The sequence below is a fragment of the Pseudonocardia sp. N23 genome, assembly GCF_002583555.1.
Lineage (GTDB): Bacteria > Actinomycetota > Actinomycetes > Mycobacteriales > Pseudonocardiaceae > Pseudonocardia.
The window spans coordinates 34,781-47,470 of sequence record NZ_BEGX01000061.1 but is presented as its reverse complement, the minus strand read 5'-3'; the positions used below and the strand labels follow the sequence as shown (position 1 = coordinate 47,470).

Genomic DNA, 12,690 nt, shown 5'->3' with positions numbered 1-12,690 from the left:
TCGAGTGCGGCTGGCGGTCCGCCGTGCCCGCCGGAACGCCCGGTGCCGACGCCCACGTGCTGCCCGACGGCTGCATGGACCTCATGTGGATCGACGACCACGTCGTCGTCGCCGGCCCCGACACCGCCGCCCACACCGTCCGCCGCTCCCCCGGCGCCGCCGCACACGGCCTGCGCCTGCACCCCGGCGCCGCACCCGCCCTGCTCGGCGTCCCCGCCACCGCGCTGCGCGACCAGCGGGTCCCGCTCACCGAGCTCGACCCGGCCGCGGCCGACCGCACCGCCCGCGCCGTCGACGCCGGCCGGGACCCCCTCACCGCCCTCGCCCGCCTGGCCCACGAGCTGCGCGCCGGGAACGGCGCCCCCGACCCGGCCGTCCACGCCGCCGCCCGGCTCATCGCCGCGGGTCGCAGCGTCGCCGACACCGCCGACGCCCTCGGCTGGACCGTCCGGACCCTGCACCGGCGCGCCGGTGCCGCCTTCGGCTACGGACCCACGACGCTGCGCCGCGTGCTGCGCTTCCGGGTCGCCGTCGCCCTGCTCGCCGCCGGACGGGCCCCCGCCGACGTCGCCGCGCACGCCGGCTACGCCGACCAGCCACACCTCAGCCGCGAGATCCGGGACCTGTCCGGGCTCACCGCCGCCGCGCTGCGGCCCCGGCCCGGTCAGCCCGTCGCGTCCTCACCCGCCGCGGGCAGCGGGGCGAACAGGTCGACGCCGTTGCCGTCCGGGTCGAGGACCGTGGCGTAACGCTGCCCCCAGAACGCGTCGAACGGCTCCACCTCGCCGTGGTGGCCCGCGCCGGTCAGCTCCGCGTACGCGGCGTCGACCGCGGCCGGGTCGTCGAGAAGGAACGCCAGCCCGATCCGGCCACCCGGCGGCGGCGGCGTGAAACCCGGCACGAACGAGCCGATCGTCGCCTCGGTGTCGAACGCCAGCCGCAGCCCACCCGGCAACGACACCTCGACGTGCGGCTCACCGTCTGCGTCGAGGGGCACCGCCAGACCCAGCGTCCGGTAGAAGGTCAGGGCCGCGGCCATGTCCGCGGTGATGCTGCCGATGACGTCCAGACGTGCGGAGATGCTCATGACCGCAGACGGTAGAGCCGCCGGGTCTGCATCGTCGTGAACGGATCGGACACCTGCCACACTTCCCGCCATGTCGCTCGTGGGCCGCGTCGCCGAGCTCGCCGCGCTGACCGCGGCCCTCGACGACGTCCGCGCGGGCACCGGAGCCACCCTGCTGCTCGCGGGCGAGCCCGGGATCGGCAAGACCACCCTCGCCGCGGCACTCACCACGATCGCCCGCGACGCCGCGGTGCCCGTGCTCACCGGCCGCTCCGTCCCCGGGGTCGGTGTCCCGCCCCTGTGGCCGTGGTGGCAGGCGCTGCACGGGCGCCCCGAGCACGACGTCCTCGCCGCGCTGCCCACCCCTGACGACAGTGCCGGCGGCACGGTCGACGGCACCGCCGCGGCGCTCCTCGGGCATCGCCTGCAGGCCTTCGAGGCCGTCGCCCGAGGCCTGGCCGACCGGCCCGGCGGGCTGCTCGTCGTGCTGGAGGACCTGCACTGGGCCGACGAGGCGAGCCTCGCGCTGCTCGCCCACGTCACCGCCCGCCCCGGGGTGCTCGCCGTCGCGACCTACCGCAGCACCGAACGGCCCCCGGCGCTGCGCGCGGGACTCGTCGCACTCGACCGCGCAGGGGCGCGACGACTCGACCTGGCCGGCTGGACCGGGGCCGAGGTCGCCACCGTCGCCGCCGACGTCCATCCCGGCTGGCACCCCGTCCTGCTCCGGACGTCCGGCGGGGTGCCGCTGCACGTCCGCGAACTGGTCACGACGCTGCGCGCCGCCGGGATCGCCGCCGGACCGCCGACCCACCCGGGGTGGCCGCTCGGGGTGCCGGCGAGCATCGGTGACATCACCGCCGACCGGCTCGACCGGCTCTCCCCCGCCGCCCGCGACGCCGTCGAGGCCGCCGCGGTCGCCGGTGGCGAGGCGGGGTGCGCCGAGCTCGCCGTCCTCTGCGGCCTCGACGCCGACACCGCACTCGCCGCCCTCGACGAGGCCGCCGCCGCGGGGCTGCTCGTCGCCGTCGGCGGGCCCGCGCCCGACCGGCACACGTTCCCCCACGCGCTGCTGCGCGACGCCGTCTACACCGGGCTGCCCGCCGCGCGCAGGCTCGCCGGGCACCGTGCCGCCGGGGCCGCCGTCGCCGCCGGGACGATGGCAGGCGACGCCGTCACCCATCTGCTCGCCTCCGCGACCGACGCCCCGAGCCGGGCTGCCGCCGTCCGGGCCTGCCTGGCCGCCGCTGCCGTCGCCCGCGCCACCCCCGACAAGGCCGTCGCCGTGCTCGACGCGGCACTCGCGCTGCCCGGCGTCGCCCGCGCCGACCGGTGCGCGCTGCTGCTCGCCGCCGCCGAGGCCGAGTTCGCCGCCGGGCTCGCCGACGCCGCGGTCGCTCGCTGCACGGCGGCCGCCGCCGACGCCCTCGACGGTGCTCCCGGGGACCCCGGCGCACTCGACGGCCGCGGGCGCGCCGATGTGCTCGCCCGCGCGAGCCTCGTCGTCCGCGGCCTGGGCGGGCCGGTCAACGCGACAGTCCTCGACCTCGCCCGCACCGCCCTGCCCCTGCTCGCCACGCACGCCCCCGACGACGACGCCACCCACGCCCGCGTCCTGGCCCAGCGCGCCCTCGCGGGCGCCGAGGTCAACGGCTTCGACGACCTCGGCGACGACCCCGCCGAGGCGTTCCGGCTGGCCGAGCGCTCCGGGGACCCGCTGGCGCTCTTCGACGCCCTCCGCGCCCGCCAGCACGCCGCCAGCGGCCCCGACGGCGTCGCCGAACGCCTCGACATCGCCCGCCGGATGGCGGAGCTGCCCCGCCCCGCCGACGCGCCGCTGTGGGGCCTGCTGTGGCGCATCGACGCCGCGTTCCAGCTCGGCACCTTCGACGTGGTCGACCCCGTCCTCGCCCGACTCGGTGTCCTCGCCGACCGGCTCGGCTGGCCGCTCGCGCACTGGCACCGGCATCGGATGGCCGCGGCGCTCGCGCTGGTCCGCGGCCGGTTCGACGACGCCGAGGAGGCCGCCGACGTCGCCCTCGACCACGCCCGCCGCACCGAGGACGTCAGCGCCGTCGCGATCGACGCGGCCTTCCGCTCCGAGCTGCGCCGGCTGCAGGGCCGGGCTTCCGAGACACTGCCCGCCCTGACCGCCGCGGCCGGGCACGCCGGGCACATGCCGATCTTCCAGGCCGCCGCGGGGACGATGTACCTGGCCGTCGACGACCCCGATGCCGCCCACGCCCACCTCGACCGGCTGCGCCCCGTCCTCGAAGGCCTCCCGGCGGACGGTCGCTGGCTGCCCACGATCTCCGCGGCCGCCGAGCTCGCCGCGGGGCTCGGCGACGCCGACGTCGCCCGCCGCTGCCACACGCTGCTGCTCCCCCACGCCGGCTACTTCGTCGCAGGCGGGTCGGGGTCCGTGCGCTGCGACGGCTCCGTATCCCGCACCCTCGGCCTCGCCGCGGCCGCGGCCGGTGACCCCACCGCAGCCCGCCGCCACCTCGAGGGCGCCGTCGCCGCCGAGGACCGTGCCGGCGCCGTCGCCTACCGGACGCTGTCCGAGCTGGCGCTCGCCGACGTGCTGCTGGGCGACCCCGCAGGCCTCGAACGAGCCGCCGCCCACGCCGAACGAGCCGCCGCCACCGCCCGCCGGATCGGGATGGCCGCGGCCCTGCGCCGGGCGGATGCGCTCCTGCTCGCCATCGGCCGGGCCCGCCACGACCGCACCGGCCTCACCCCGCGCGAACGCGAGATCGCCGCGATGCTCGCCGAGGGACGCACCAACCGTGACATCGCGGCCCGGCTCGTGCTGTCGGAACGGACCGTCGAGACCCACGTCGGCAACGTGCTCGGCAAGCTCGGCCTGGCCCGGCGGGCGCAGGTGGCGGGCTGGGTGGCCGAGCACGGACCTGTTCGGTAGCCGGATGCGTACCAGCACGGATCCGGGCGGCACCCCTTGCAGGCGACCGTGGTGACCGATGCGGGGCAACCCGACGCCCCGCCCGCACCCGGAGGTCAGCCCGTGTACGCCACGATCCTGCCGTTCACGACCACCCCGCCCGACGCCGTCGTCGAGGAGGTCCGGCTGCGCCAGATCGCCGGGCCCCGCGACGTCGTCGTGCGGCTCCACGACGGCGAGCCCGGCCCCGGCGGCTGGACCGTCGAGCTCGACTCCCTCGTCGGGCCACCGGGCGGCAAGGCCGCTGTCGCGGCCGTCATCACGTTCTCCGGGCCGCTGTCCGCCGCGGTCAAGACCGCCGTCGACCGCGCCGACCGCGACCGGATCGGTCCCTTCTTCGCCGAGCGCGCCACCGACACCCAGCGCGTGCTGCGGCTCTGGCAGCCCGAGGAGCGCAGGCAGCTGGTCGTCGTCACCGCCGTCGACCAACCGTCCCTCGAAGCGGGGTTCCACGGGATCTCGTCGATGGAGCTGCTGCCCGGCGAGGACCCGGCCCTGCTGCCGGAGCCCGACCACGTCGAGATCTTCGAGGTGACGGCGTGACCACCCGGCCGGCACCGCTCGCGGCGCGGGGTGGGTCCGGGGTGCGCGGGGTCGCCCCGGGCCACTACCGGGTCGCGCCGACCCGCAGCACCGTCGGGTTCCGGGTGACGTCGTTCGGCGTGGTCGTCGTCCACGGCACCCTGGCCGTCGCGGAGGGCGACGTCGAGGTCGCCGAGGGCCTCGCCCGGGTCCGGGTCGACGTCGACGCGGCATCGTTCACCACCGGCACCCGCCGCCGCGACGTCGACGTCCGCGGGCCCCGGTTCCTCGACGCCGTCCACCACCCCGTCCTGAGCTGGACGGGGGCGCTCGCCGACGGCGCCGGCCGCGCCACGGGGACGCTGCGGGTGCGCGACACCGAGACGCCCGTCGTCGCCGACGTCGTGTCCGTCGACGCGGGCCGGGCCGTCGTCGTCACGGCCCGGCTCACCGTCGACCGCGCCGCCGCCGGGATCCGCGGCGCGCGCGCCGCGGTCGGGCGGACCGTCGAGGTCGACGTGTCGCTCACCCTGCTGCGGGCCTGACCTCCCGCGCACCGACGACGGGCGGGCCCGCCGGAGCGCTCCGGCGGGCCCGCCCTGACGTACGCGTCTACAGGTACTGGCCGGTGTTCGACGCCGTGTCGATCGCCCGGCTCGTCTCCGTGTTCTTCCCCGTGACCAGCGTGCGGATGTAGACGATCCGCTCGCCCTTCTTGCCCGAGATCCGGGCCCAGTCGTCGGGGTTGGTGGTGTTGGGCAGGTCCTCGTTCTCGGCGAACTCGTCGACGATCGCGTCGAGCAGGTGCTGGACCCGCAGGCCCTGCTGGCCCGTCTCCAGCACCGACTTGATCGCCGACTTCTTCGACCGGTCCACGATGTTCTGGATCATCGCGCCCGAGTTGAAGTCCTTGAAGTACAACGTCTCCTTGTCACCGTTGGCGTAGGTGACCTCCAGGAAGCGGTTCTCCTCCGACTCGTCGTACATCCGCTCGACGACGCGCTGGATCATCGCGTCCACCGTCGCCTTGCGGTTCCCGGCGAACTCCGCCACGTCGTCGACGTGGATCGGGAGGGTGTCGGTCAGGTACTTGGAGAAGATGTCCTGCGCCGCCTCGGCGTCGGGACGCTCGACCTTGATCTTCACGTCGAGCCGGCCGGGACGCAGGATGGCCGGGTCGATCATGTCCTCACGGTTCGAGGCACCGATGACGATGACGTTCTCCAGGCCCTCCACGCCGTCGATCTCCGCCAGCAGCTGCGGCACGATCGTCGTCTCGACGTCGGAGGACACACCCGAACCACGGGTCCGGAAGATCGAGTCCATCTCGTCGAAGAACACGATCACCGGGGTTCCCTCGGACGCCTTCTCCCGGGCCCGCTGGAAGATCAGCCGGATGTGCCGCTCGGTCTCGCCGACGAACTTGTTGAGCAGCTCCGGGCCCTTGATGTTCAGGAAGAACGACCGGGCCTCGTTCGGGTCGTCGCCGCGCAGCGCCGCGATCTTCTTGGCCAGGGAGTTCGCCACCGCCTTCGCGATGAGCGTCTTGCCGCAGCCGGGCGGGCCGTAGAGCAGGACACCCTTCGGCGGGCGCAGCTCGTACTCGCGGAACAGGTCGGCGTGCAGGAACGGCAGCTCGACCGCGTCGCGGATCATCTCGATCTGGCGGAACAGGCCACCGATGTCCTCGTAGGAGACGTCGGGCACCTCCTCCAGCACCAGGTCCTCGACCTCGGCCTTGGGCACCCGCTCGTAGGCGTACCCGGCCTTGGTGTCGACCAGCAGTGAGTCACCCGGCTTCAACGGCACGAAGTCCGGGTGGCCCGGGTCGAGGGTGAGCGGCGCCGCGAGCCAGACGATGCGCTCCTCGTCGGTGTTGCCGGAGATCAACGCGCGGCCCGCCAGACCGTCCTCGGTCGGCCCGGAGAGCACCTCGCGCAGCGCGCACACCTCTCCGATGCGCTCGAAGTCGCCCGCTTCGACGACCGTGAGCGCCTCGTTGAGCCGCACCGTCTGCCCCGCGCGGAGCTCGCCCGTCTCCACCGCCGGGGACACCGCGACACGCATGCGGCGACCCGAGGTGAAGACGTCGACCGTCTCGTCGGGGAAGCGGGTGAGGAAGACGCCGTAGCCGCTCGGTGGCTGCGCCAGCCGTTCGACCTCCTCGCGCAGCGCCACCAACTGGGTGCGCGCCTCGCGGAGCGTCTCCTGCAGCTTCTCGTTGCGCGCGCTCAGCTGGGAGAGCCGGCTGGCCGACTCGGCCAGCCGCTGTTCGAGCACTCGGGTCTGTCGTGGAGATTCGGTGAGCTTCCGGCGAAGAAGCGCGATCTCTTCCTCGAGGAAGCGGATCTGCGCGGCGGCCTCTGCGGGGGTCAGGCCCCCCGGATCACCCGCACCGTGGCTGCCGGGACCGTCATAGGGGTTCACGGCATCCTCCCTCCGTGTTCCGTTTCCATACGGTACCCGGAGATGCGGGAGTTGCGTGTTGCGTCGAATCGGTGATCCGTCACTCAGCCGGACGGCACCTTGACGACACGTCGTTGTCCTGACCCAGTAACCGGGTGGTCGCCCGGCACTGGGCTGTCCGTCGTCACCGGCTGGTCGGTCTGCGCTGCGGACGCGGTGGGGCCACCCCGTCCGCCAGCCGCCGCGCCGTCACCAGGAACGCTGTGTGACCGATCATGCGGTGCTCCGGCCGCACCGCCAGCCCCACCACGTGCCACGGCCTGACCAGCGACTCCCACGCCTGCGGCTCGGTCCAGCACTGCATCTCGCGCAGCGCCTCCATGAGCCGGGACAGCTGCGTCGTCGTCGCCACGTAACCGACGAGGACTCCGCCCGGGATGAGCGCCGCCCGTACCGTGTCGAGCACCTCCCACGGGGAGAGCATGTCCAGCACGACCCGGTCCACGGGCTCCGCGGCGGCATCGTGGTCCTTGACGTCCCCGAGGCGAAGTGTCCAGTGGGTGGGACGGGAACCGAAGAACGTGTCGACGTTCTTCTCGGCGTGTTGCAGATGGTCCTCGCGGACCTCGTAGGAGATGACGCTGCCCTGCGGCCCGACGGCCTGCAGCAGCGAACACGTCAGCGCCCCGGACCCGGCGCCCGCCTCCATGACGCGTGCGCCCGGGAAGATGTCGCCCCACATCAGGATCTGCGCGGCATCCTTGGGGTAGATGACCGCCGCGCCGCGCGGCATGGACAGCACGTAGTCGGCCAGCAGCGGCCGTAGCGCCAGGTAGGGGGTGCCGACCGGCGAGATCACGACGCTGCCCTCGGGCTTGCCGATGAGGTCGTCGTGGGCCAGGCCGCCACGGTGCGTGTGGTACTGCCCGCCGTCCTCCAGCAGCAGCGTGTACTTGCGACCCTTGGGGTCGGTGAGCTGCACGCGGTCGCCGGCGCGGAACGGTCCGCCGCGCGCCGGGCCCGCTGCTCCCAGGTCCGTCGCTTCCGGGACCGGTCGGTCGTGATCAGGGTCGCCGTCGTGGTCAGGGTCGCCGTCGTGGTCAGGGTCGCCGTCCTGGGTGAGGTCGACGGCGTCGGGGAGGGCCGGGTCGACGAGGGACGGATCGACCGGCGAGTCGGTCGGAGCGGGGTCGGGCACGGGGCGCAACGCTATCCGGTACCCGTTCGGCGACCGGCCCCGGCCGAACGATCAGGCCCCGGGCCTCCGTAGGGGGTGCCGGCGATGCGCGCCGACGAGCCTGTGGTGTGCGGGCCCACGGAGCCGACCGGGACGGCAGCGACGCGGCCTCGTTGCCTCGGCCCGGGACGTCATCCGCGAGGTCGAGGCCGACCGCAACCTCACCGCTGCGATCTCCGGTCCCGGGCAGCAGTGACGTTGCGCCCGGGGGCTCGGGTGCAACCGCATCGCTTGCGATCTCCGGTCCGGGCAGCAGTGACGTTGCGCCGGGTGCCCTGTGCAACGTCGTTGTCGTGGACGGACGGGTCGGTGACCGCAACGGGGTTGCGTGCGGGCCCCGCGCGCGGCCGGTCACAGGCGGCGTCCGGGGTGGTGGCGTCGGCGTCCAGGAGTGTCGGGACGACCGCATACGGTTGTCCTCGTGACCGAGCCGGGAGTGCGCGCCGCCGACGTGGCAGCGCCGTGCCCAGCCGCTGCGACTCCCGCGATGCCCGCCGAGCCGGAGTCGGGACCACCGTCCGGGGCCGCGGCGCCCGGGGAGGCCGTGCCGGTGCGGCGGCGACCGGCGTTGTCGCCGTCGCGGGCGAGCGACTTCCGGGCCTGTCCGTTGCTCTACCGGTTCCGGGCGATCGACCGCCTCCCCGAGCACCCCACTCCGGCGCAGCTGCGGGGGACGCTGGTGCACTCCGTGCTGGAGCGCCTGTTCGCGCTGCCCGCACCCGAGCGCACCCCCGCCGCGGCGACGGCGCTCGTCGGCCCGGCTTGGGTCGACCTCGTGATCGCCTGGCCCGCCATCTCCGATGCCTTGTTCGGGCCGCTCCCGGCCGCCACCGAGGCCGCAGCCGGTCCGGCGACGGCCAACCCCCGGCACGGGCCCGGCGAGCCGCGGCCCGTCGAAGCCGGGACCGTCGAGCTCCGGTCCCCCGATCCCGGCAGCACCGACGCGGGCACGACGGGCGGACCCGCGAACGGGGACGGACCGGCCGGGGCCGACGCCGCCGCGCGGGAGGACCGGATCGGGTTCGCCGACTGGTTCGGTTCCGCCCGCGATCTCGTGGAGGCCTACTTCGCGCTGGAGGACCCCCGAGAGGTCACCGCCGACGCGGTGGAGCTGCGCGTGGAGTCCGACCTCGGCGACGGGCTGCTGCTGCGCGGCTTCGTCGACCGGGTCGACGCGCTGCCCGACGGCGGCCTGCGGGTCGTCGACTACAAGACGGGCCGGTCACCGGGCGAGTACGGCGAGGCCGCGGCGATGTTCCAGCTGAAGTTCTACGCGCTGACCCTGCTGCACGAGCGCGGTGTCGTTCCGGGCGAGCTGCGGCTGCTGTACCTGCGCTCGGGCGAGTGGCTGAGCTACTCCCCCGACCGCGGCGAGCTGGAGCGGTTCTCCCACATCCTGGCTGCGTTGTGGGATGCGATCCGCGCGGCGGGCCGGACCGGGGACTTCGCACCGCGCCGCGGCTCGGCGTGCCGGTTCTGCGCGCACCGGGCGGTGTGCCCGGAGTGGGGCGGCACACCGCCGCCGTACCCCGGCTGGCCGGACGTCGACCCGGATCTCGTCACGGCCCCGCCGCCGGGCGACACCTGACACGATCGGCGGGTGGCGCATGATCGGGGCGTGAGCGAAGCGGAGCCGTTCTACCTTCCCCTGGACCCGGACCCCCGTGACCCCGGCACGGGCCTGTTCCACGCGACGTACTCGACGACGGGGCCGTGGTTCGCCGACGCCCAGCATGCCGGGCCGCCGTCGGCGTTGCTGGTACGGGCGATGGAGCAGCGGCCGCAGCCGGACCCGGAGGTGCCGCTGTCGCTGGCCCGGGTCACGACGGAGGTGCTGGGCAGGATCCCGGCAGGCGACGTCGAGGTGCGGGCGCAGGTGCTGCGCCCGGGACGGCGGATCGAGCTGCTGCAGGCGGAGATGCTGGCCGGGGGCCGGATGGTGCTGCAGGCCAGGGGTTGGCGGTTCGCCCCCGCGGACACGTCGGAGGTCGTCGTCGGGACGGCGCCGGCGATCGCCGGCCCCGAGGACGCCGTGCTGCAGGACGCCCGTCCGGAGGGCTGGCTGCCCGGGTTCATGGACATGATCGAGTGGCGCTGGCTGTCGGGCGCGTTGGGCGAGCCGGGGCCGGGCCGGGCGTGGGTGCGCCAGCGGGTGCCGCTGGTGGCGGGCGAGGAGCCGTCGCCGCTGCAGCGGCTGGTCGTGGCGGCCGACTCGGCGAACGGCATCGCGGCACCACTGGACCTGCGGTCGTGGCTGTTCGTGAACACCGAGCTGAGCCTGCACGTGCACCGCGCGCCCGTCGGCGAGTGGATCGGCGTCGACGCGGCGACGGTCATCGGGCCGTCGGGAGCGGGGACGGTGTCGGCGGTGCTGCACGACGCGGCCGGGCACACCGGCCGCGCCACACAGGCCCTCACGGTCGGCCCCCGCTGACAGCGGACCCCGCGGTCAGTCCTCGGAGGACGTGACCGCGCGGCAGGAGCGGATCTCCGAGGTCAGGATCGCGCGGGCGCCGGTGGCGGCCAGCTTGTCCATGACGGCGTTGGACTCGCGCTTGGTGACCATCGACCGGACGGCGACCCAGCCCTCACGCTCGAGCGGTGCGATGGTCGGCGACTGCAGGCCGGGCGTGATGGCGGTGGCCTGGGACAGCACGTCCTTGGGGCAGTCGTAGTCGAGCATCAGGTACATGCGGGCGAAGACGACGCCGCGCAGCCGCTCGGTGAAGATCCGCTTGGCCGCCTTGACCTCGTCGGCCTCGTGCCGGTCGAGGCGGGGCTCGCGCTCGATGAGCGTGGCCTCCGACTCCGCGATCGGGTCACCGATGACCTTCAGGCCGTGCTGGCGCAGCGTGCGGCCGGAGGAGACGACGTCGGCGATGGCATCGGCCAGGCCGAGCTGCACCGAGATCTCGACGGCACCGTCGAGCTTGATGATGTTCGCGCCGATGCGCTTACCGCTGAGGTGGGAGCGGACGAGCCGCGGGTAGGACGTGGCGATCGTCTTGCCGTCGAGGTCGTCGATCGTCCAGTCCTCGTCGGCGGGGACGGCGAAGCGGAACTTCGACGCGCCGAACCCGAGCGGGAGCACCGGCTGCACCTGGCTCCCGGACTCCTCCATCAGGTCGTGCCCGGTGATGCCGAGCTGCAGGTCCCCGGAGCCGACGTAGGTGGAGATGTCCTTGGGTCGCAGGTAGAAGAACTCGATCTGGTTCTCCTCGTCGATCATGCTGAGATCGCGCGAGTCGGAGCGCTGCCGGTACCCGGCCTCCCGCATCATGGTGCTGGCGGGCTCGGCGAGGGTGCCCTTGTTCGGGAGCGCGACGCGGAGCATCGGGGTTCCTACTTTCGGACTGCGTGGGGTCGGTCGGTCAGAGGTACTTGTAGACGTGGTCGAGGGTGATCCCGCGGCCGATCATGATCACCTGTGCGCGGTAGAGCAGCTGCGAGATCTCTTCGGCCAGTGCATCGTCGGACTCGTGCTCGGCGGCCAGCCAGACCTCACCGGCCTCCTCGAGCAGCTTCTTGCCCTGGGCGTGGACGCCGGCATCGAGGGCGGCGACCGTGCCGGAACCGTCGGGCCGCGTCACGGCCTTGTCACTGAGCTCGGCGAAGAGCCCGTCGAAAGTCTTCACGTGGAGTATCTCCTTCCGCGCTCAGTGTCGTCGGTCGTCCCGGCGGCCACGAAATCGGCATCGTGTGGTTGCTTTCACCGGGGGCTGTGGTGCGCCGGATGGCGCGGACACCCCCAGGTCAGGAGGGTATACACCAGCCTGTGCGCGCCGAGCGGTACCCGCAGCGGGGGCTCAGCGGGCGGGGCCGGCCGACGGGGCACGCACGTCGGTGAACAGCCGGGCGAGGCCGTCGACGCCGAGCCCGGCGAGGGTGTCGCGGCGGGTGCGCAGCGGCCCGTCGGGCACCGGGACCTCGCACGGGACCACGAGCACGACCGCGCCCGCCGCCTCGGCGGCCGCGGCCCCCGTCGGGGAGTCCTCGACGGCAAGACAGTCCCCGGGCGCGACGCCGAGCAGCTCGGCGGCACGCAGGTAGACGTCGGGTGCGGGTTTGCCGTGCGCGACCTCGTCGCCGCAGACGGTCGCCGCGAACCACCCGGTGCCGATGGTGCGCAGCGCGAGGTCGGTGAGCCGGCGTCCGGTGTTGGTGACGAGGGCCGCGGGGACGCCGGCGCCGTGGATCGCGACGAGCAGCTCCCGCGCACCGGGCCGCCACGGCAGCCCGCGCAGGAACAGCTCCTCGGTGCGCGCGACCAGGTGTGCCGCCGTGTCCGCGACGCGTGTCGGGGTCGCCTCGACACCCGCCTCGCGCAGCAGCGTGCGGACGCTGAAGTCGAGGTTGCCGCCGACGGTCTCGCGGCGCGCCTCGTCGCGAAGCGGTCCGCCACCCAGCCACCCCAGGGTGTCGACGAGCGAGCGGTCCCACAGCTTCTCGGAGTCGACGAGCGTGCCGTCCATGTCGAACAGGACCGCGGCCGGCATG

General features: G+C 74.5%; 12 protein-coding genes. 6 read left to right on the top strand and 6 right to left on the bottom strand.

Translation table 11 applies throughout. The features are described 5' to 3' along the window. Positions 1-749: AraC family transcriptional regulator (locus TOK_RS18335; RefSeq protein WP_098959173.1), on the top strand; the 749-nt coding region annotated here is incomplete at its 5' end. On the opposite strand, the gene TOK_RS18330 is transcribed toward TOK_RS18335, so the two are convergent. Further along, positions 665-1,087 (bottom strand): VOC family protein, encoded by a 423-nt coding sequence (locus TOK_RS18330; protein ID WP_172457633.1) that lies wholly within the window; start codon positions 1,085-1,087, stop codon positions 665-667. The two genes, TOK_RS18335 and TOK_RS18330, sit on opposite strands and share 85 nt — an antisense overlap. 70 nt (positions 1,088-1,157) lie before the next feature. On the opposite strand from TOK_RS18330, the gene TOK_RS18325 reads away from it, so the two are divergent. The 3 genes from TOK_RS18325 (at position 1,158) to TOK_RS18320 (ending at position 5,095) form a co-directional block, all read left to right on the top strand. Beyond that, complete coding sequence (locus TOK_RS18325) at positions 1,158-3,989, top strand: LuxR family transcriptional regulator (RefSeq protein WP_098959172.1); 2,832 nt, start codon at positions 1,158-1,160, stop codon at positions 3,987-3,989. 102 nt (positions 3,990-4,091) lie between these two features. Then, positions 4,092-4,571 carry a hypothetical protein gene (locus tag TOK_RS31795; protein ID WP_141566441.1) on the top strand — a complete coding sequence of 160 codons (480 nt, stop codon included), beginning with the start codon at positions 4,092-4,094 and terminating at the stop codon, positions 4,569-4,571. Continuing rightward, complete coding sequence (locus TOK_RS18320; RefSeq protein ID WP_141566440.1) at positions 4,568-5,095, top strand: YceI family protein; 528 nt, start codon at positions 4,568-4,570, stop codon at positions 5,093-5,095. The genes TOK_RS31795 and TOK_RS18320 overlap by 4 nt, the downstream gene beginning before the upstream one ends. Before the next feature lie 67 nt (positions 5,096-5,162). Here the strand turns inward: TOK_RS18320 and arc are convergent, their stop codons facing one another. Both arc and TOK_RS18310 read right to left on the bottom strand, forming a co-directional pair. Continuing rightward, positions 5,163-6,977, bottom strand: a complete 1,815-nt coding sequence (gene arc, locus TOK_RS18315; RefSeq protein WP_098959170.1) for a proteasome ATPase — start codon at positions 6,975-6,977, stop codon at positions 5,163-5,165. A gap of 163 nt (positions 6,978-7,140) precedes the next feature. Continuing rightward, entirely contained in the window at positions 7,141-7,989 is an 849-nt protein-coding gene (locus tag TOK_RS18310; protein WP_098959320.1) for a tRNA (adenine-N1)-methyltransferase, read from the bottom strand. A 625-nt stretch (positions 7,990-8,614) separates the two neighbouring features. Here TOK_RS18310 and TOK_RS18305 point away from each other — a divergent pair. Continuing rightward, positions 8,615-9,781, top strand: coding sequence for a PD-(D/E)XK nuclease family protein (locus tag TOK_RS18305; protein WP_216362007.1), 1,167 nt, complete (start codon positions 8,615-8,617; stop codon positions 9,779-9,781). A gap of 30 nt (positions 9,782-9,811) precedes the next feature. Beyond that, positions 9,812-10,627 (top strand): thioesterase family protein, encoded by an 816-nt coding sequence (locus tag TOK_RS18300; protein ID WP_253258469.1) that lies wholly within the window; start codon positions 9,812-9,814, stop codon positions 10,625-10,627. A 15-nt stretch (positions 10,628-10,642) separates the two neighbouring features. Here the strand turns inward: TOK_RS18300 and hisG are convergent, their stop codons facing one another. The 3 genes from hisG to TOK_RS18285 form a co-directional block, all read right to left on the bottom strand. Continuing rightward, a complete protein-coding gene (gene hisG / locus TOK_RS18295; protein WP_098959168.1) occupies positions 10,643-11,527 on the bottom strand; it encodes an ATP phosphoribosyltransferase in 885 nt (294 codons plus the stop codon). A 37-nt stretch (positions 11,528-11,564) separates the two neighbouring features. Continuing rightward, positions 11,565-11,828 (bottom strand): phosphoribosyl-ATP diphosphatase, encoded by a 264-nt coding sequence (locus TOK_RS18290; RefSeq protein ID WP_098959167.1) that lies wholly within the window; start codon positions 11,826-11,828, stop codon positions 11,565-11,567. 171 nt (positions 11,829-11,999) lie between these two features. Beyond that, positions 12,000-12,689: an HAD family phosphatase gene (locus TOK_RS18285; RefSeq protein ID WP_253258468.1), complete on the bottom strand. Its 690-nt coding sequence runs from the start codon at positions 12,687-12,689 to the stop codon at positions 12,000-12,002. Position 12,690 lies beyond the last annotated feature (1 nt).

Bases quoted from the DNA above. Each gene is read 5' to 3' on its own strand.
- TOK_RS18325 (WP_098959172.1), top strand. From the start codon at position 1,158: ATGTCGCTCGTGGGCCGCGTCGCCGAGCTCGCCGCGCTGACCGCGGCC.
- TOK_RS18285 (WP_253258468.1), bottom strand. From the start codon at position 12,689: ATGCCGGCCGCGGTCCTGTTCGACATGGACGGCACGCTCGTCGACTCC.
- TOK_RS18330 (WP_172457633.1), bottom strand. From the start codon at position 1,087: ATGAGCATCTCCGCACGTCTGGACGTCATCGGCAGCATCACCGCGGAC.
- hisG (WP_098959168.1), bottom strand. From the start codon at position 11,527: ATGCTCCGCGTCGCGCTCCCGAACAAGGGCACCCTCGCCGAGCCCGCC.